This is a genomic window from Halomonas sp. AOP13-D3-9, assembly GCF_052379125.1.
In the GTDB taxonomy this organism is placed as follows: Bacteria; Pseudomonadota; Gammaproteobacteria; order Pseudomonadales; family Halomonadaceae; genus Vreelandella.
In genome coordinates this window covers 1-20,216 of sequence record NZ_JBQSYH010000031.1, presented here as the reverse complement: position 1 = coordinate 20,216, position 20,216 = coordinate 1, and the positions used below count along the sequence as shown (strand labels likewise).

The following is a 20,216-nucleotide window of genomic DNA, read 5'->3' as shown; positions in this document are numbered from 1 at the left end:
CAAACTCTTCAGTTTAAGATCTATGTAATCCTTACTCGCTCTCTAAGGACTAGCCGAAGACAGCAAAAGCGGATCAAACTTGGCTCAAGGTTCAAACGAATTCATTCAAACTTACGTTCTCATGACCGCTTGCCTTGATATTTGGTGATTTGTCACCAACATCAGCAAGCGCCCACATGAATTACCTGATCAAATTGTTAAAGAGCTGTTTCGCTGCTTGGTTACTGTGAAAGTAACCGGCTGCCGTTGAACTGGCTTGCCTCAGCGAGGAAGGCGTATTCTACGCATTTCCTGGTGTTTGTCAAGGGCGTTGTTTTCGATGCGGATCAATCAACATCCAAAACCGCTTGCTTTTACAAAAGCGTTAACTACCTGACAAACCAAGGCTTTTACACCTTATGCACCGCTGGTAACGCTTGGCGTCCCCGGCAGCGGATGCGTACTTTACGGGCTCAAAGCCGGGTTGGCAAGCGGTTTTTAATATTGATCTTAATTGAGGCGCAAACAGTGACATTAGACACCGCGTATTGAATCTGGCACCAGCGAATCCGGCCCTAGCTCTGCGATACTACGCGCCCCAGTTAGCGTCATTGCAACCCGCATCTCTTTTTCGAATAGCTCAAGCAGATGAGTCACACCGGCCTCTCCAGCAGTGGCAAGCGCATAGATGAAAGCACGCCCAATCAATACGGTGTCAGCCCCCATGGCGATCATCCGCACCACGTCGAGCCCGCTGCGCACGCCGGAATCGGCCAAAATGGCCAAGTCACCCTTTACCGCATCGGCGATAGCAGGCAACGCACGTGCCGTAGAGGGAACACCATCGAGCTGGCGGCCACCATGATTGGAAACGACAATACCATCCGCACCGAAGCGAACCGCATCACGAGCATCCTCGGGGTCAAGTATGCCCTTAATGATCATAGGGCCATCCCATTGCTCTCTAATCCACTCCAGATCCTTCCAGGAGATGGACGGATCAAAGTTGTCACCCAGCCAGGCAATATAGTCCTCAAGCTCTGTTGGTTTACCGCGGTAATCAGACACGTTACCCAAATCATGAGGACGACCATGGATACCCACGTCCCAAGCCCATAAAGGATGTGTTGCGGCCTGAAGCATGCGCCTCACTGGGCCGCTCTTTCCGCTCATACCAGAATGAGCATCGCGATAACGCGCACCAGGAACAGGCATATCAACGGTAAAAATCAGCGTCTTGACGCCAGCAGCCTTGGCCTTCTCCAGCACATGCTTCATAAAACCCCGGTCTTTCAGCACATAGAGCTGAAACCAGATGGGCCGATCAATTGCCGAAGCCACCTCATCAATAGGGCATACCGATACCGTCGACAGCGTAAACGGTATACCTTTATTAGCCGCTGCCCGCGCCGCCTGCACTTCCCCGCGCCTGGCGTACATGCCCGCCAGCCCCACCGGCGCCAGGGCAATCGGCATGGCAAGCTTTTCACCAAACAGCTCGGTTTCCAGTGACAGCGACGACATATCCTTCAGCACACGTTGGCGCAATGCGATGCTGGCAAGATCCTGAACATTATGGCGCAGCGTATGCTCCGCGTAGGATCCACCGTCGGCATAATGAAAAAGAAAGGGAGGTATACGACGCTTGGCGGCTTGGCGGTAATCCGTAGATGCTGAAATGATCATGAGGAGCCCTATGCGATGGATGCGCTAAACACTGACGCTCCAAAGTGGAAAATTGGTTTTACCAATTTACAAAAAATTAGCATTAACAGTAGTGAGCCACCCTAAGCGTGTCAAACAGTGATAACGATTAAAAGCGCTATACTTTAGTTTAAATGCACTACCAACAAACATTACAAACGCCAAAGCTCATCCTTCAGACGCTTGAGATCGACTTCCAAAGCTTTTAATATTGGTCTTACCAATTGCGGACGCTAATCGACATGAGCTATTAAATATGAGCTATCCACCGCTCCGCCAACAGCGCTTGGCCGATGTTATTACCGAGCGCTTAGAAGCCATGATGCTGGAAGGCAGCCTAAAGCCAGGCCAGCGCTTGCCCCCTGAACGTGAGTTAGCCGAACGCTTTGGCGTCTCGCGCCCCTCTTTGCGGGAAGCCATCCAGAAATTAGCCGCGCGAGGCTTACTGACCAGCCGCCAAGGCGGCGGCACCTTTGTTAACGACGACCTCAGCAATGGGTATACCGACCCGCTACTGGAAATGCTTTCCCGTCACGGCGAATTTAACCTGGATCTACTTGAATTTCGCGATGCCATGGAAGGGATATCCGCCTACTACGCTGCGCTACGCTCCACACCTGCTGATAAGGCCGTCCTGATCCAGCGCTTTGAGGAACTCGACGGCGGCTTTGCCGGGGCGGATCCTATCCAAGAAGCTAAGCTAGATGCAGCCTTTCACCTAGCGATTGCTGAGGCCGCCCACAATGTCTTGCTGCTACATACCATTCGCGGCATTTTCCACCTGTTGGAAAAGAGCATTGTGAATAACTTGGCTCACTTGTTTGCCAAGGAGGGTTCGCGAACCCAGCTTATGCAGCAACACCGAGCCCTGCTCAACGCCATCTTGGAAGGACGGGCAGAAGACGCCCGGGCTCGCGCCCATGAACACTTGGTATTTGTTGAAGAAGGCCTACTTGAGATGGCAAAGGCTGAGACACGGGCTCAGCGCGCCCTTCGCCGTGCCCAAGGCAGTGGTAAGACGTCGGCATGAACAGCGCTGCTGGCATCAACAGCCAAGCGCCGGCCCCTTTACCGCCACGCTGGCGACGCCTATGGCTGGTGCTCATTGCACTTGGCTTACTATTTTGTATGTGGCAGGCCGCCCAATTAGCCCGTGAACAAGCGCTGTCTAACTTACAGGACGAAGCGGAAAATGAGCTTCGCCTGTCTGCCGCCAACTTAAACGGCTATTTGTTACGTTATGACTACTTGCCACAAATGCTTGCCACCCGGGAAGGCGTGCAGCGTTTTTTGGCCTCTCCCTATAACCAAGACCCAATGCCCCTGAACATGCTGCTGGATCGTTTCCGTTTTACAGCGGGGGTATCGGACGTCTATTTACTCAATCGCGATGGTGACACGGTCGCCGCCAGTAATTGGCATCGACCCAACACCTTTATAGGTCAGAACTATGCATTTCGCTCCTATTACACCGATGCCATTGCCGGGGGCCAGGGGCGCTTTTTTGGCTTAGGTATCAAGTCGCTTGAGCGGGGCTACTACTTTTCGTCCCCCGTGTGGCTAGACAACACCTCGCCCGATGCGCAGCCAGACGGCGTGCTAGTGGTTAAAGTACTGTTAGATGACGTTGAAGAGAGCTGGGCAGAGCAAGATGCCGAACTCTTTGTCACCGATAGTGATGACATTATCTTTATGGCCAGCCACCCCGAGCTGCGCATGAACGCACTCTACCCGCTCACCGATGAGCAACGCCAAAGCCTGCGGGCAACACGCCGCTATGCCATGGAGCCGCTGACGCCTTCGGGCATCGAAGTCGATGCGCCTTACCGGCAGGGCAGTCAGTTGGTCAGTTTCTCCCAGGGCCCGCTAAGCAACGGCGACTACCTTAGCCTGACCCGGCATATCCCCGAGTTTGGTTGGCAAATGCATATTTTAAAGCCGCTAACGCCGGTGATAAGCGCCCAATGGATCGCCGCCCTTATGGCCGGTGGTCTTTACGGCGTGGTCACTCTCGGTGCGGGCATTGGCTGGCAGCGCCTGAGGCTGCGCCGAGAGCGTGAAGCGTTCGCCGAGCGGGAGCGCAACACCTTGGCACGCGTTCGTGATGAATTAGAGGTCAGCGTGGAACGCCGCACTCGAGACCTAGTGGCCAGCAACCAACGCCTTTCGGATGAAATTGAAGAGCGCCGCCGCGCTGAAGCCAACCTACGCCAGACCCAGGATGAGCTGATTCAAGCGGCCAAACTTGCGGTACTGGGGCAACTTGCTGCGGGCATTAACCATGAGCTTAACCAGCCACTGGCGGCTATTCGCGCCTACGCTGAAAACGCCCGTCGGTTTATGGAACTGGCCCGCCACGACAAGGCGGATGCCAACCTTGAACAGATTGTTGAGCTAACCGAACGGATGGCGGATATCAGCGCGCAGCTGCGCCAGTTTTCGCGTAAGAGCAGCGAGCGTCAGGAAACTATTTCGGTACAAGCCTGTATCGACTACGCCCTACGCCTCTTTCAAAGCCGCCTGCGCGAAGGCAACATCACTATTGTTCAGGATTGGCCCGCTGAAACGCTATGGGTCAAAGGTGACCTAGTACGTCTGGAGCAGGTATTGGTGAATCTAATCGGCAATGCGCTGCAGGCGATGAAAAGCGTACCGGCCCCACAACTTACCCTGGGCGCCCATAGCCACCAGCAGCAGGTCATTATTAGCGTTAGCGATAACGGCCCCGGCATCCCCGAGGAGCACTTATGGCAGATTTTTGAACCCTTTTTTACCACCAAAGCTCCAGGGAGTGGTTTAGGCCTGGGGCTCTCGATCTCGTCGCGTATCATGGACGATTTAGGCGGCAAGCTGCAGGCTGCTAATCAGCCCGATGGCGGCGCCAGCTTCACCATTACCCTGCCCCACTCACCGTTAACCCACCCTCAGGAGAACCCCTCTTATGCATGAGCCGTCGACGCTGCCGGTCATGGTGATCGACGACGAACCGCATCTGCGGATCACCGCCAGCCAAACCCTCGAACTTGCCGGCTATACGCCCTACTGCTTTGAATCCGCAGAACAAGCGCTGGCGGCGCTGACGCCTGACTTTCCGGGGGTCATTGTCAGCGACATTCGCATGCCGGGGATGGATGGCATGGCGCTGCTCCATGAGCTACACAGCCGCGACGCCACTCTGCCAATTATTTTAATTACCGGTCACGGCGACATTTCCACAGCCGTAGAAGCCATGCGCGCCGGGGCCTGGGATTTTCTCGAAAAGCCGTTTGCCGGTGATCAACTGCTGGATGTGGTGCGCCGGGGCATTGAGAAGCGCCAGCTCAGCTTGGAAAACCACCGTCTTAAAGCCGAGCTGGAGGTGCAGCAAGCCGCGCTAGGGCCACGACTGGTGGGCCGCACACCGATCATTTCGCGGCTGGCCGCCATGATTCAGCGCATCAGCCAAGTCGAAGCAGATGTACTGCTGTTTGGTGAGACCGGCACCGGTAAAGATCTGGTTGCCCGTGCCATTCACGAACGCAGCGGGCGGCGTAACAGCCCCTTTATGGCGATTAACTGCGGCGCAGTGCCCGAGAACACCATTGAATCCGAGCTGTTTGGCCACGAAAAAGGCGCCTTCACAGGTGCCGTCGAACGGCGCATCGGCAAGTTCGAGCACGCTAACGGTGGCACGGTGTTTTTGGATGAAATTGAATCGATGCCCATGGCGCTGCAAGTCAAACTGCTGCGGGTACTGCAAGAGCGCAGCGTCGAGCGGCTAGGCGCCAATGAAACCGTGCCGCTCAATATCCGCGTGATTGCAGCCACCAAGGTGGACCTCAAAACCGCTTCAGAGGAAGGGCATTTTCGTGAAGACCTTTACTACCGGTTAAACGTTGTCACCCTGCCATTGCCCGCCCTGCGTGAAAGGCGGGAGGACATTCCCTTACTGTTCCAACACTTTGCCGTGGTCGCTGCCAACCGCAGCGGGCTGGAAGCGCCGACCCTCGATAGCCCTGCAATTGCCGCTCTGCTGGCCCATGACTGGCCCGGCAATGTGCGCGAGCTACGCAACCTTGCCGAGCGCTACGTGCTGCTGGGCGCTGCCTTTGACTATCGTTTGGATGCGCTTCTGGAAGGGGTCAACGCTGATACCGAAGAGCCGACTCTGCCGCGCCAGGTAGAGCTGTTTGAAAAGAGCCTGATCAGCCAATCGCTGTCGCGCTACCATGGCCGGGTAACCGACGTCTGCCGCCACTTGGGCATTCCGCGCAAAACGTTTTACGACAAGCTTAAAAAACATGGTCTCCATGCCGATGACTATCGCCACAGCAGCGAGCCCTGATGCAGCAACTCGCCCAGCACCGACCAGGGCGGCGCCCAAGGCACCAAGGTCAGTGTCGCAATCAGCATTAGCAGATTGGACATTGGCCGACGGCTATCGCCTAGCTTAAGCGCCGTTCCAAACGAGCGCTTAAGCCGCGCGCCTTCAAGGTCAACGCTGTATATCTCATCCAAGCTCAGGTGGATCAAAAACCCTACCAAGGTGGCAGCACCGTGAGACCAAGCCAGCCACGCTGGCTGATTGAGTAAATTAAAACTTAGCGCAGCGGTGAGCAGACTACATAGCCCACCCGCTAGCAGCGAGTGCCAAATACCACGGTGTACGGTAAAGCGCGAGAACAGCACCCCCGCCAAATAGCGCACGCTGAAATAGATCCCACCGCAGGCAATCAACAACGCTCCCGGCGTCAACCATGGCTGCAGCAACAGGACGCCCAACACCAGAGCGGGCACCGAAAGAAGATTGAATATCAAGCGGATAGAGTGGGATCGATCGGCATCGATATCGGGCAAAATCCCCCCGAACGTGACCAGCGCAATCATCACCACCGCCTGGGAGGGCGGCCACCATTGGCCTTTCCAGCCTGCGTAAGCTACCAGCATGCCGCCCGCCGCTGCCACCGTAATATGCGTGCGAAAATTAGCCATGACGCGGCATCCCAAAGTCTGTAAAACAGAAAACTGTATAAATTAACAGACTTTTGCCGTCCGCGACATGGCTAATAAAGAAAAAAGGTTGCTAGCCCAACCGCTTAGGGTTGATTTAGCTAAGGCACCTAAAGGGAGGATTCAGCCAGAAAACGATCTTTTAATTTAACGTAGTTGCCTGCGGTGTAAGGGAAGAAGGCACGCTCTTTATCTTTCAGTGGGCGCAGTGCTTTAGCCGGATTACCGGCATACACATAGCCACTTTCCAAATGCTTACCCGGCGTTACCACGGCGCCCGCGGCAATAATCACCTCGTCCTCAACGACCGCGCCATCCATCACAATCGCGCCCATACCGACAAGAATCCGGCTTCCCAGGGTGCAACCATGCAGAATCGCTTTATGGCCAATGGTCACATCATCACCAATGGTGAGCGGAAAACCGTCCGGGCTGAAGTCACTGGCATGGGTAATATGCAGCACGCTGCCATCCTGCACGCTGGTACGTGCGCCGATGCGAATGCGGTGCATATCGCCACGGATCACTGTCATCGGCCACACGGAGCAGTCGTCGCCCAGCACCACGTCACCGATGACCACACTGGCCGGATCAATATAAACGCGCTCGCCCAATTGGGGCTCCATACCTTGATAGCGCCGTAATGCACTGCTCATAACTTGCTCCTGAGATGTCGGATGGAAAACGGAGACATGGATCAACTCACTATAGCAATTCGTTAAAGCAACCCCGCCAATAGAACAATAAAGGTCAGCGGAATCGACACCCAGCGGATGATATTGCGCCACACCAAATAACCCCTTTCACCCACGCCTAACGCGCTCACCACCTTCTCACGGGGCATTACCCAGGCCGCAAAAATCGCGATCAGCAGCCCGCCCAAGGGTAGGAAAACATCCGGCGGTATACTGCTGACAAGCTCGAAGACATTGCGCCCAAATAGCGGCCGAAACTCCGCCAGCGTTGAAAAAGAGAAGGCCGATAATAGCCCAATCAACCAGACGCTGAGCGCCACAATGGCAGTGGAGATACTGCGACGCAGCCCCAAGCCCTGCAGCGTGGCGACCATCGGCTCCGCTAGGTTAATGGCCGATGTCCAAGTGGCCAGCAGCAGCAATAAAAAGAACACGCTTAACCACACAGAGCCCCACGGCAGCTCAGCGAACGCAATCGGCAGAGTGACAAACATTAACCCTGGGCCGTCGGTGGGATCCATTCCCTGGGCGAATACCACCGAGAAAATAGCGATCCCTGCCAGTAACGCCACGCTAATATCAAGCACCGCGACCGCGACCGCGGCTTTGGGCAGGCTTTGCTCTTCCGGCATATAAGCGCCGTAGGCCATCAAGGCACAGGCCCCTACCGCCAGAGTAAAGAACGCATGGCCCATGGCATGCACCACCACTGAGGGGGTCAGCGCCTCGAAAGAGGGCAGGAATAACCACGCTAACGCTGGTGCAAAACCATCGGTGGTCGCGGCATAACCCGCCAATAGCAGCAGTAACAGATACAGTAGCGGCATCAGCAGGTTATTGAGCCGCTCCAGCCCTCTAGCAACGCCCGCTGCTACTACAGTCATGGTCATAAACAGAAATAGCGAGTGATTAAAGATCAACAGCCCTGGGTTGGCTAAAAAAGCCTCAAAACCAGCGCCAATCTCAGCGGCACTGGCGCCATTAAAGCTGCCATTAACAGACGCCACCAAAAACTCAATCGACCACCCCGATACCACCGAGTAGAACGACAAGATGCAGAAGACGGTGAATGCCCCGAACAACCCCAGCCAACGCCAGTGGGGCGATGCGCCAGCCTCGGCCGCCAAGGCACCCAAGGCTTGCATCGGCCCCCGCCGACCGGCACGCCCAATCAGTATCTCCGCCATCATCACCGGAATACCCAGCAGCAGTACAAACGCCACGTAAATCAGCAGGAACGCCGCACCGCCGTTCTCTCCCGCCACATAAGGGAAGCGCCAGATGTTGCCTAACCCCACCGCAGCACCTGTTACCGCCAAGATAAAGGCCCGTTTCGACCCCCAGCGCTCCAGCGTCTCGCTCATCACATGCTCCTGCCATTGGTGGCATTAAAAGGCGGCAAGACTAGCAGGCACTTGCGCGCAGGCCAAACCCTGAGATTAAACCTAACATTGCGTCCCTCATTGAACGTCGCATTAAACCCAGTGTTGAACCTAGTATTGAAACACGGCTTAACCGCCCGCACTGTGTCATTATTGTTGCGTGTTTTCGCGCTCCCTAACGATCTTAAAAATGTTGCCAATCGAGGTACCCATGTCCACCAATCCGCTGCTTGAAACGCACGAGCTGCCCCCTTTTGCCCAGATTCGCGCTGAGCACGTGGAACCTGCCGTGGACACGCTGCTAAGCGAAAGCCGCGCAGCCATTGATCGCCTCGCCGAACAAGCAGCCGCTACCCCGCCCAGCTGGGACAATTTTGCGGCCCCCCTTGAAGCGGTGAATGACCGGCTCACCAAGATGTGGTCCCCTGTTTCTCACCTCAATGGCACCATGAACTCGCCGGAAATGCGTGAAGCGTACCAGGCATGCCTTGAGAAGCTCTCCGACTTTGGCACCTGGGTAGGCCAACATGAAGGCCTGTTTCATGGCTGGCAAGCGTTGAAAGATGGCCCCGCATGGGAGCACCTGGAGGCCGCCCAACGGCGTACTGTAGAGAATGCCCTGCGCGATTTCCGCCTGGCCGGTGTTGACCTACCCGCCGATAAGAAAGCCCGCTATGGAGAAATTCAGTCACGGCTTTCCATGCTATCCAACCAGTTCTCCAATAACGTGCTGGATGCCACTCAGGCATGGCACAAGGATATCGATAGCCAAGAAACATTAGCGGGGGTGCCGGAAAGTGCTCTCGACACCCTGAAAGCCACCGCCGAGGCCAAAGGCGTGCCGGGCTATCGCATTACCTTAGACTTCCCCAGCTTCTTTCCGGTGGTGAGTTACGCCGATAACCGCGAGCTACGCCGCGAGGTGTATACCGCCTTCGTTACCCGTGCCTCTGATCAAGGCCCGGATGCGGGCAAGTTCGATAACGCGGAGATCATGGAAGAGATCCTGGCGCTACGTAGTGAAATGGCCCAGCTGCTGGGTTTTGTCACCTACGCCGATTACTCGTTGACCACCAAGATGGCGGACTCTCCCGAGCAGGTGCTCGATTTTCTCAACGACTTGGCCCGCCGTGCGCTGCCTCAAGCGAAGGAAGAGTTTGCTGAACTCAGTGACTACGCCCGAGACGAACTAGGCCTAGAGACGCTGGAGCCGTGGGACGTTGCCTATGCCAGTGAAAAGCTGCGCGAAGCGCGCCATTCGATCTCCCAAGAACAGCTACGCCCCTATTTTCCGGCTCCCCAGGTGGTCGATGGTCTGTTTCAGGTCGTTGAACGTCTATACGGCGTGCGCTTTGCAGAAGATACCCAGGCGCCTCGCTACCATGATGACGTGCGCTATTTCCGTATCACCGAAAATGGCCAGCCGATTGCCGGTTTTTATCTCGATCTCTACGCCCGCGAAGGCAAGCGCGGTGGCGCCTGGATGGCCGACTGTCGAGTACGCCGCCAAACGGAGCAGGGGCTGCAACTGCCGGTCGCCTTTCTTACCTGCAACTTCACTGCCCCGGTAAGTGGCCGCCCTGCACTGCTCACCCACGATGAAGTCACTACCCTGTTCCATGAGTTTGGCCACGGCCTGCACCATATGCTGACCCAGCAGCAGATCGCCGATATTTCCGGCATTAACGGCGTCGCCTGGGATGCGGTCGAGCTACCCAGCCAGTTTATGGAAAATTACTGCTGGGAGCGTGAAGGTTTAGATCTACTCGCCAAGCACGTGGATAGCGGCGAACCGCTGCCAGCAGAGCTACTTGAGCGCCTTCAGGCGGCCAAGAATTTCCAGTCGGCGATGGGCATGATGCGCCAAATCGAGTTCTCGCTATTTGATCTGCGTCTGCATCATGAAGTAAATGCTCCCAGCGCCAGCGACGTGCAAACCTTGTTAGATGAGGTGCGTGAAGCAGTGTCTGTGCTGCCTAAAGTGTCGTTCAACCGCTTCCAAAATAGCTTTGGACACGTATTTGCGGGTGGCTACGCGGCCGGTTACTACAGCTACAAGTGGGCGGAAGTGCTCTCGGCGGATGCCTGGAGTGCCTTTGAAGAGGCCGGTATCTTTGATCCTGAAACGGGACAGCGCTTTCGCCGTGAAATTCTTGAGCAAGGCGGCGCCCGCGATGCCGCTGACCTGTTTATCGCCTTTCGTGGTCGTGAGCCGAGCGTCGAGCCACTATTGCGCCATAGCGGCATCCGCGCTGCTTAAATTTGTAAAACCTATGCGCGCCCCCTCTTTAGGGGGCGTGCTCTTGGAGTCTAATGATGTCTAGTGTGAAACGCTTTATTGCCGGTGTGACTTGCCCACGCTGCGCGGCGATGGACCGTGTCCGCGCCTGGGAGCAAAACGGTATTCGCTACCGGGAATGCGTCAGCTGCGATTTCTTCGAGCAACTACCCATTGAGGAAGACGCACTTACCGAAATGACCACCCGGGTCAACAAAGTGCGCGATGATCAGAAGCAGCAGGATGTTCAACCCGTACGTATTCTAGACCCAGGTAAATCCTCGCGTTAATCCCCAACCTCTCCACGCCCCAAAGCCAATAGCGATCGGACGCCTCAATTTGTGTGCGGATATGCGCACACAAAAAAGCCGGCAACGTGCGAACACTCGGACACTTCAGCTGTTAGGGCTTGCCACCAAAGTTTAATAAAAAATCTATAATCATTTGATTTTAAAACCATAAGTTGTAAATGGCACGACTATCGCTGTTATATACAGGCATACCTGCTTAACGCAGTATCGACTGGCGGTATTAATAGAGGCCGTCAGGATATAACCCCAATAACAGCTAGGAATTTTCGCCATGCGCAAACATATGCCTAAAACGTTCACTCTTCTCGCCAGTAGCGCCCTGCTTGTCGCAGCGGCCAGCAACGCCCAGGCGCAAACAGACCGCTCCGATTGGCCCGATAACTTTACCGTAGGTACCGCAAGCCAAGGCGGCACTTACTTCGTTTACGGTTCAGGCTGGGCGAACTTTATTGCCGATGAGTTAGGCGTATCTGGCGGCGGTGAAGTCACCGGCGGCCCCACTCAAAACCTGGCGCTTGTGCACACGGGCGACATGGCATTTGGCTTAACCACCATGGGCCCCGCCTCTGATGCGGTTAACGGTGAAAGCCCGTTGGCGCCTGGCATGAAGATGGACAATGTATGCGCCATGTTCCCCATGTACGAAACGCCGTTCTCCATTACCACGCTTGCCGACAGCGGTATCGAGTCAATTTCCGACATTCCTGATGGCGCACGCATCGGTTTCGGCCCCGCCGCATCAACCTCTGACACCTACTTCCCAGCAATCCTAGAAACGCTAGGCGTTAACTTTGATCGCCGTAACGGCGGTTGGTCAGACCTAGGCGGCCAGTTGCAGGATGGCCTGCTAGACGTTGTCGCCTTCGCTGCGGGCATCCCGATTCCAGCCGTTAGCCAGTTGGAAGTACAAACTGACGTCAACATCATCGAGTTTAACGAAGAAGAGCTGGCCACGGTGCTGGAGAACTTCCCCGTTGCTGAATTCATGATCCCGGCCAGCACCTACACAACGCTGGAAGAGGACGCTCGCGCTGTCTCCATGTGGAACTTCGCTATTGCGGGCTGCGACCTGCCGGAAGATTTCGTCTACGAAGTCACCAAGGCCACCATGGAAAACAATGACCGCATGCGCTCTGTGCACCGCAGTGCTGAAACCACCATTCCAGAAAACATCAAGCACAACACCGTGCTGCCGTTTCACCCCGGCGCGGCACGCTGGTACGAAGAGAACGGCTATGAAATTGCTGATGACATGATCAACTAAGCAACCTTCAACGTTCTAACTGCCCCGTTTCCGGTCCTGCCGGGCGGGGCAGCTTTCGCTGCTACTACCCCTTTGTCTGCTTTTGCTGTGAGGGTGAACTCTAATGAGTCACAAAACCGACCAAGAACCCGATGACCTCAAAGATGATGCCCAAGCGGCGTCAGCGATACCCGAGTCCATTGCCGATGGTGTCGATGAAGACCTTGTTGAACCCAATCGCCGCCTGTTTACCGGCTGGCAATTCCTGCTATTTGCGGCATTAGCGATCGCTTACTCAAGTTTCCATCTGATTTCACTCAACGTGTATCCGATGGAAACCTGGTCGTTTCGTATCGTGCATATTGCCGGCGCGCTTATTCTCGGTTACGGGCTCTTTGCCGGTGCCCGCTTTGCCGACGACGATCATCAGGCGTCAGGTGACTGGATTAAGTGGGTGAGCTACGCGCTACTGATTCCCGCCGCCTATACCCTGGCGCAAGTCTTTTTAATGCATCAAACGCTGAGCGGCGAAGCCATGCGTATCGACCCGAACGTCGAAAACTGGCACTACGGCTATCCGCTCATGGCGACCACGGCGGGGGCGATTGTGCTGTCGTGGTTTTATCGTCAGGCACGGCATCGCTTCAACCCTGCTGATTTGGTCCTGATGGTCTGTGCACTGGCCAGCGCTGGCTATTTACTGGTGGCTTATAACACCAATATCCGTATGTCGACGGGTACCTCTTTCGCCCCCTCCGGCATCTCCTGGGCAGCCATCGCGGGCTCACTGCTGATTCTGGAGCTCACCCGCCGGGTAGCGGGTTTAGCGTTGGTCGTGATCTCCGCGATCTTTTTGACCTACGTTTTTGCCGGCCCATATTTGCCGGGCTTTCTGGGCTATCCGGGGCTGTCACTGCAGCGCTTCTTTAGTCAGGTGTATACCGACGCCGGTATTCTCGGCCCCACCACTGCGGTGTCGTCGACCTATATTATTCTGTTCATTATTTTTGCGGCTTTCCTCCAGGCCTCTAAAGTCGGCGACTACTTCGTTAACTTTGCCTTTGCCGCAGCGGGCCGTGCCCGTGGTGGCCCCGCCAAGGTGGCCATTTTTGCCTCTGGCTTGATGGGTATGATTAACGGTACCTCGGCAGGTAACGTGGTTTCCACCGGCTCACTGACCATTCCGTTGATGAAGAAAGTCGGCTACCCCGCACGTAGCGCGGGCGCCATTGAGGCGGCCGCCTCAACCGGCGGGCAAATCATGCCGCCGATTATGGGCGCGGGTGCGTTCATCATGGCGGAAGTGACCGGTATTCCGTACACCGAAATTGCTCTGGCCGCGGTCATTCCGGCGATTCTGTATTTTGCCTCTATCTACTTTATGGTCGACTTCGAAGCCGCCCGTAAAGGCATGCGCGGTATGCGCAAAGATGAGATCCCGCTGTTCTCTAAGCTGGTCAAGCAGGTCTACCTATTTGCGCCGATTATTATCCTGATTGTCGCGCTGTTTATGGGCTATTCGGTGATTCGCGCCGGCACCCTGGCGACGGCCTCAGCCGCGGTGGTTAGCTGGCTTTCACCCAATAAAATGGGATTTCGTGCGATTCTTAAAGCGCTGCAAATAGCGGGCACCATGTCGATTCAGATTATCGCCGTGTGTGCCTGTGCGGGCTTAATCGTCGGGGTTATCTCGTTGACCGGTGTGGGCGCGCGCTTCTCATCGCTACTGCTGGGACTAGCCGGTGTTAGCCAACTATTGGCGCTAGTGTTCGCCATGCTGATTAGTATTCTGCTGGGTATGGGGATGCCGACCACCGCCGCCTATGCGGTGGCCGCTTCGGTGGTCGCGCCAGGCTTGATCAATATCGGCATTGAGCCGCTAATTGCGCACTTCTTCGTGTTCTATTTTGCGGTCGTCTCAGCGATTACGCCGCCCGTTGCGTTGGCCTCCTATGCCGCCGCCGGTATCTCTGGCGATAACCCCATGGGCACCTCGGTGGCCTCGTTCAAGATTGGTTTGGCCGCGTTTATCGTGCCATTTATGTTCTTCTACAGCCCGGCCATGCTGATGGAAGGCTCCGCCATGCAAATCCTCCGCGTTGGGGTAACCGCGACGCTGGGCATTGTCTTGCTCTCTGGTATGGTGCAGGCGTGGTTCTTTGGGCCGGTTAACGCTTTGCAGCGCGTGCTGATGCTGGTGGGAGCGATGTTCTTGATCTACGGCGGTATCTACACCGACGTTATTGGCCTTGCGATTGGTATCGTGCTGTTTGTCATGCAGCGCAAGCTACATGGCGGTGGTAACAAAACGGCGCAAGCGGGCTGATTGATGTAAGCCGCTAATCGCCAAGCGCAAGAAACCCCGCTCAACAGCCGTTGAGCGGGGTTTTTAGTGAGTTAGAGGTAGCTCAATAAACTGACTCAGTTAATCGGTCAGATTATCAACGACCTTAAGCACCGGCGCGGCTTGGTTAAGCGTGTAAAAATGCAGGCCAGGCGCACCGCCATCCAGCAATCGCTGGCAAAGACGGCTCACCACATCGGTGCCAAAGGCAGCAATGGCTTCGCTGTCGTCGCCATAGGACTCTAACTGTTTGCGAATCCAGCGTGGTATCTCGGCACCGCAGGCGTCAGAAAAACGCGCCAGCTTGGTGTAGTTGGTAATCGGCATGATGCCGGGAATAATCGGCTGCTCGACGCCCAGAGCGCGGGCTTTATCGACGAAGTTAAAATAGGCATCGGCGGTAAAGAAGTACTGGGTAATGGCCATATTGGCCCCCGCCTTCATTTTACGCGCAAAGTTTTCCACATCCTTATCAAGGTTGGGCGCCTGTGGATGCGATTCAGGATAGGCCGCCACCGCAATGTCGAAATGATCGCCGGTTTCCGCGCGAATAAACTCAACCAGTTCGTTGGCATAACGTAGCTCACCAATGCTTCCCATCCCTGAGGGCATGTCACCACGCAGCGCGACCAAGCTATCCACGCCCTCCTCGCGGTACTGGGCCAGCAGATCACGCAGTTGAGCTTTTTCACTGCCGATGCAGGAGAGGTGCGGGGCAGTCGTGATGCCGCTCTCGCTGACTTCTCGTACCACCTGACGGGTACGCGCCTGGGTAGACCCGCCAGCACCGTAAGTCACTGAAAAAAAGCGCGGATTGCGGGCGGCCAGCTCATCGCGAACGCGGATCAGCTTGTCGCGCCCAGCATCGGTATTGGGCGGAAAGAATTCAAAGCTGATACCTAACGGATGCTCATGGCTGCTCATGGGACTTCCTTATTAGTGATTAATAGTGGTGATATTTTGCGGTATTCTCGCTGTTCCATCGCGCTGGGGCTAATGAAAGATTCCACGCTTGGCCTTTAATTCGGCTCATGTTAGCCGTTCATATCATTTTACCGGGAGCCATCATGGATTTAGCACCCAGCGCCTTAATGGGGCCACTACTGATGTTATTGGGGTACGTCGGGCTAGGCTGGATAGCCGCACAACGGTTAAAAATAGATCCCCGCCCGATGGCGACGCTGCTGGTGTACCTGATTGCCCCCTTTACGATTTTTCGCGCGCTGATGAACGGTGGCCCAACCCCTAGCTACCTGTTACTCACATTAGCGCTGTTTATGCTGGCGAGCCTAATGGCGCTGGTGGTGCAACGCATCACACGCCATCGTTTTGGTGAACAGGAAGCCGCACTGCTGGCGTTCTCTTCAGGAACGGGCAATACCGGCTATTTTGGTTTACCGATTGCGTTGATTTTGCTGCCCCCCGACGGTGTCACCCTTTACCTGTTCTGTATGCTGGGGATTAATATCTACGAATTTACCGTGGGCTTTTATCTCAGCGCACGCGGGCGTTTTTCGGTGCGCGAAAGCCTGATCAAAATTTCGCGCTTACCGCTTATCTACGCCTTCCTGTTAGCGTTACTGCTTAGCACCCTTGACGTCGCCCTACCCGCCGCGGTCATGAGTTCGCTGCAAGTGTTCCCTGCCACCTATACATTGCTGGGTATGATGATTATTGGTATGACGCTTAGCCAAGTGACGCTTTCCGCCTGGGATACGCGCTTTGTAGCCGCCTGTTTAGGGCTACGCTACCTGATGTGGCCATTGGTCATGCTAGTGGCCGTGTTAATACTGCAGTGGGTCACGCCACTTTCCACAGAGTTAGCCCTAGCGCTGCTGTTGATAGGCGTGGTGCCCATGGCGGCTAATGTGGTGGTGGTGGCGATGGAACTGGGCATCCAGCCGCAAAAAGGCGCGTTAGCGGTGCTGGTCACCACACTGCTGGCGCCACTGCTGATTCCGCTCTATCTCGGTCTAATGCTGCTCCTTACCGGGTTGGGCTAAAAGCCAGCCACACCCGCTTGGTTAAGCTGTGCGGCCATGCGCTGCACTTCCGGGTGACTGAAAAACGCCACCAGCGCGTCAGCGCGAACTGGGCCAACGCCTGGAACGGCTTGCCACTGTTCGCGCCGATAGCCGGCTAACTCATACCAATCCCCGCGAGCCGCGTCACTACCCGGCGGCGCCCCCAGCGCACTTAGCCAAGCTGCAAACGGTTGACCACGGGCTGCTTGAAATTGCTCAGTGAGCGAGGCGGCGGTGGCTTCGCCAATGCCGTAGGCCTCGCGCAACTGGCGTGGTTCAACGTTCAGCCAGTCGAGTAACTGCGTGACGACGCCCGCCTCCATCAGCGCTTGCCAAGTACCTTCACCGATACCCTGCATGCCTAGCTGCTCGCCCAGGTAGGTAAGCCGCGCCAGCAGTTGGCTTTCGCAGCCGGGGGTTAATTCAAAACAGCTCAGCAGGTGGTAGCGCTGCGGTGACGGGGGCGTCAGTGGCGAGCGCTCCTGGGTATGCCACACCACCTCGCTTAGCTGGGGAATCGTTAGCCCCGCTAGCGAAATCGCCACCTGGTCACCAGGGCGAACATCCAGTGATTCCCAGCGATCCAAAGAGCCCAGTGAAACGCGGCTAATGCGCCGCCCTTCTAACAGTACGGGATTGAGCCATACCAGCGGCGTTACGCGCCCGGTGCGTCCAACGCGAAACTCAATGCCGCGCACCTCCGCCAGCGCCTGCTGGGCAGGGTATTTCCAGGCAATGGCCCACTCCGGTGGTGACGAAGACCAGCGGCGCACGCCAGGGCGCTCGGCTTGTTTAATCACCACGCCGTCAGTGGCAAACGGCAGCGGGCCGTTGAACCAGGTATCGCGCCAGTAGGCGGCATCACGTCGATCATCCAAGGGATAGGTGTAGTCGGCGCTATCAAGGCCCAGCGCACTCAGTTGGGCTAAGCGGCTTTCCATGTCGGTCGGGCCGTCAGGCCAGCCCCACACAAACAGGCCAATACGCTCAAGGGTGGTCGCTTCAGGCGAAGACTGCGCCATGGCGCCTGCCACCGCACCTCGGGCACCCGAAGAGGGTGAGCGCGACTGAACATGCGCTTCCAGGCGCCAATACAACTCGCCTTGGAGTAGCGCAGAAATCGGCTCGGGTAGCGTATTGGGAACGGCAGGCAGCTGTCGGGCACGGGCTGTCCAGTCTTGCCCTCTTTCGCCATCGCCACGGCTAACAGCTTCGACCAGCTCACCATCGGCATAGCGCAGCGTCACCGCTACGCCGTCCACTTTGGGTTGGATCCACAGGTCTTCGCGGCGGCTGGTAAAGCGCCTGACGCCATCGTCATCGGCTTTATTGAGACCGCGCTGGGCCGCTGGGTGCTCTAGGGTGCCGCTACTGCTGGTCACCCGCGTCAGCGGGCGATGATCCGGTTCTGCGCCTAAACAGCGCTGCCAGTTGGCTAGGCGCTCCACGGCTTGGTCGTAGAGGGCATCGTCGATCAGCGCAACGCCCTCATCGTGGTAGGCAGTGTCCCAGCGCCTTACTTGTTCAGCCAGCGCCTGGCTTTCTCGCGTTAAGCGTTCCTCCGACCAATCCGGGCACTCAGTAGCTTGTGCGGAAAAAGTGACAAGCCCAATCAGGCCAGCAAATACCCACCCAACGCCCCCTCTCGTCATCTTGCGCCTCCACAAAAAATAATTAGCCAACAAACTCAGCCTAGCGCAAAGTGCTAATACAGGGCACAAAAAAAGCCCCCGGCCGGAGCCAAAGGGGCGATTTAATCCATTGCTTACAAACAAGATAGCAAATCGCTTACAAACCGGCGGCCTTGCGCAGCGCGTCGGCTTTATCCACTTTTTCCCACGGGAAGGCGGTAAAGGTTTCGGTATGCGATTGGCCTTTATCGTCGCTCCAAGTGTAGCTGTGCTCAAACGGCGCCCGACCGAAGTGGCCATAAGCGGCGGTGAGCTGATACATCGGGTGCAGCAGGTCAAGCATTTTGGTGATCGCGTAGGGGCGCAGGTCAAAGTGCTCGCGAACCAGCGCAACGATCCTGGTATCGTCAATCTTACCGGTGCCGAAAGTGTCGATGGAGACCGAGGTCGGCTCGGCAACGCCAATGGCGTAGGAGACCTGAATCTCGCACTTGTCTGCCAAGCCCGAAGCTACCACGTTCTTGGCCACGTAGCGGCCCGCATAGGCGGCGCTGCGGTCAACTTTAGAGGGATCTTTACCTGAGAACGCACCGCCGCCGTGGCGTGCCATACCGCCGTAGGTGTCGACGATGATTTTACGTCCGGTCAGCCCGCAGTCACCTACCGGGCCGCCAATTACGAATTTGCCGGTCGGGTTGATATGGTACTGGGTACTCTCATCCAACCACTCAGCGGGGATCACTTGCTCGATGACTTCGCGCTTGATCATTTTGCGCAGGTCTTCTTGATCAATGTCAGGATCGTGCTGGGTAGAAAGGACAATGGCGTCGACACCACAGGGCTGGCCTTCGGCGTTATAGCGGAAGGTCACCTGGCTTTTGGCATCCGGGCGCAGCCATGGCAGTAGGCCATTTTTACGCAGTTCGGCCTGACGCTCGACTAAACGGTGCGAGTAGTGGATCGGTGCCGGCATAAACGAATCGGTTTCGTTGGTCGCATAGCCGAACATCAGGCCTTGGTCGCCAGCGCCCTGATCTTCCGGTTTGCTGCGGTCAACGCCTTGGGCAATCTCGACACTCTGCTTACCGATCAGGTTAACCACGCCGCAGGTCGCGCCATCAAAGCCCACGTCGGACGAGTTATAGCCAATGCTGATAATCACATCACGCACGAGGGTTTCTAAATCGACCCAGGCGGAGGTGGTAATTTCACCCGCAATGATCGCCACCCCGGTTTTCACCATGGTTTCACAGGCAACACGCGCCTGTTTATCGCGGGCGATAATGGCATCTAGCACCGCATCAGAGATCTGATCGGCAATCTTATCGGGATGACCTTCGGAGACGGACTCGGAGGTAAACAGGGAATATTCGCTCATCGCGCACTCTACCCTCTGTATGACGGCTGTAGGTAACCCACAGCATCAGCAGGAAATCATGGCAGGTGTCCCCTGCCCATATTAGCGAAGTAATGACGTTCTTCATCACTTCGGGAGGCAGAGTCTACACGCTGTCGGCGATGCTTCCCAGAACGTGATTCCTAGAATTTGCTGTCACATTTGCCGCAACATGGGAAGTCAGCGACAATAGCGCCTTTATAATTTCTGTTTTCAGGCGAGGAGCACCCCCATGCCGTC

The 20,216-nt window shown here is 56.2% G+C and carries 15 protein-coding genes; 8 read left to right on the top strand and 7 right to left on the bottom strand.

Annotated elements, in window-relative coordinates; translation table 11 throughout:
• Positions 1-513: 513 nt before the first annotated feature.
• Complete coding sequence (gene lldD / locus ACT3UM_RS23610) at positions 514-1,665, bottom strand: FMN-dependent L-lactate dehydrogenase LldD (RefSeq protein WP_498902440.1); 1,152 nt, start codon at positions 1,663-1,665, stop codon at positions 514-516.
• Between the two features lie 274 nt (positions 1,666-1,939).
• On the opposite strand from lldD, the gene ACT3UM_RS23605 reads away from it, so the two are divergent.
• From ACT3UM_RS23605 to ACT3UM_RS23595, 3 genes are read left to right on the top strand one after another with little or no spacing between them, the layout of a single operon-like run.
• Positions 1,940-2,713 (top strand): GntR family transcriptional regulator, encoded by a 774-nt coding sequence (locus tag ACT3UM_RS23605; RefSeq protein WP_035576443.1) that lies wholly within the window; start codon positions 1,940-1,942, stop codon positions 2,711-2,713.
• Positions 2,710-4,632, top strand: a complete 1,923-nt coding sequence (locus ACT3UM_RS23600) for a sensor histidine kinase (RefSeq protein ID WP_498902439.1) — start codon at positions 2,710-2,712, stop codon at positions 4,630-4,632. The genes ACT3UM_RS23605 and ACT3UM_RS23600 overlap by 4 nt, the downstream gene beginning before the upstream one ends.
• Entirely contained in the window at positions 4,625-6,007 is a 1,383-nt protein-coding gene (locus ACT3UM_RS23595; protein ID WP_035576441.1) for a sigma-54-dependent transcriptional regulator, read from the top strand. Before ACT3UM_RS23600 ends, ACT3UM_RS23595 begins: the two co-directional genes overlap by 8 nt.
• Here ACT3UM_RS23595 and ACT3UM_RS23590 read toward each other — a convergent pair.
• The 3 genes from ACT3UM_RS23590 to ACT3UM_RS23580 all read right to left on the bottom strand — a co-directional run bounded on the left by ACT3UM_RS23590 (position 5,983) and on the right by ACT3UM_RS23580 (position 8,731).
• Entirely contained in the window at positions 5,983-6,654 is a 672-nt protein-coding gene (locus ACT3UM_RS23590; protein WP_035576440.1) for a metal-dependent hydrolase, read from the bottom strand. The genes ACT3UM_RS23595 and ACT3UM_RS23590 overlap by 25 nt on opposite strands.
• Positions 6,655-6,782: 128 nt before the next feature.
• Complete coding sequence (locus ACT3UM_RS23585; protein ID WP_035576439.1) at positions 6,783-7,328, bottom strand: gamma carbonic anhydrase family protein; 546 nt, start codon at positions 7,326-7,328, stop codon at positions 6,783-6,785.
• Positions 7,329-7,390: 62 nt separating this feature from the next.
• Entirely contained in the window at positions 7,391-8,731 is a 1,341-nt protein-coding gene (locus ACT3UM_RS23580; RefSeq protein WP_498902438.1) for a sodium-dependent transporter, read from the bottom strand.
• Between the two features lie 229 nt (positions 8,732-8,960).
• Between ACT3UM_RS23580 and prlC the strand changes: the two genes are divergently transcribed.
• The 4 genes from prlC to ACT3UM_RS23560 all read left to right on the top strand — a co-directional run bounded on the left by prlC (position 8,961) and on the right by ACT3UM_RS23560 (position 14,907).
• Positions 8,961-11,009 (top strand): oligopeptidase A, encoded by a 2,049-nt coding sequence (prlC, locus tag ACT3UM_RS23575; RefSeq protein WP_498902437.1) that lies wholly within the window; start codon positions 8,961-8,963, stop codon positions 11,007-11,009.
• Between the two features lie 56 nt (positions 11,010-11,065).
• The gene (locus ACT3UM_RS23570; RefSeq protein WP_498902436.1) at positions 11,066-11,317 is read left to right on the top strand and encodes a YheV family putative zinc ribbon protein; all 252 of its coding nucleotides are present in this window, start codon (positions 11,066-11,068) and stop codon (positions 11,315-11,317) included.
• Positions 11,318-11,609: 292 nt separating this feature from the next.
• On the top strand, positions 11,610-12,602 hold the full coding sequence (locus tag ACT3UM_RS23565; RefSeq protein WP_498902435.1) for a TAXI family TRAP transporter solute-binding subunit: 993 nt from the start codon (positions 11,610-11,612) through the stop codon (positions 12,600-12,602).
• Positions 12,603-12,705: 103 nt separating this feature from the next.
• Entirely contained in the window at positions 12,706-14,907 is a 2,202-nt protein-coding gene (locus tag ACT3UM_RS23560; protein ID WP_498902434.1) for a TRAP transporter permease, read from the top strand.
• A 99-nt stretch (positions 14,908-15,006) separates the two neighbouring features.
• Here ACT3UM_RS23560 and metF read toward each other — a convergent pair whose 3' ends face one another.
• Positions 15,007-15,849, bottom strand: coding sequence for a methylenetetrahydrofolate reductase [NAD(P)H] (gene metF / locus ACT3UM_RS23555; protein WP_498902433.1), 843 nt, complete (start codon positions 15,847-15,849; stop codon positions 15,007-15,009).
• 143 nt (positions 15,850-15,992) lie between these two features.
• On the opposite strand from metF, the gene ACT3UM_RS23550 reads away from it, so the two are divergent.
• Entirely contained in the window at positions 15,993-16,928 is a 936-nt protein-coding gene (locus ACT3UM_RS23550; RefSeq protein WP_498902432.1) for an AEC family transporter, read from the top strand.
• On the opposite strand, the gene ligB is transcribed toward ACT3UM_RS23550, so the two are convergent.
• Both ligB and metK read right to left on the bottom strand, forming a co-directional pair.
• Complete coding sequence (gene ligB, locus ACT3UM_RS23545; protein WP_498902431.1) at positions 16,925-18,601, bottom strand: NAD-dependent DNA ligase LigB; 1,677 nt, start codon at positions 18,599-18,601, stop codon at positions 16,925-16,927. The genes ACT3UM_RS23550 and ligB overlap by 4 nt on opposite strands.
• A 136-nt stretch (positions 18,602-18,737) precedes the next feature.
• On the bottom strand, positions 18,738-19,958 hold the full coding sequence (metK, locus tag ACT3UM_RS23540; RefSeq protein WP_498902430.1) for a methionine adenosyltransferase: 1,221 nt from the start codon (positions 19,956-19,958) through the stop codon (positions 18,738-18,740).
• Between the last annotated feature and the right edge of the window lie 258 nt (positions 19,959-20,216).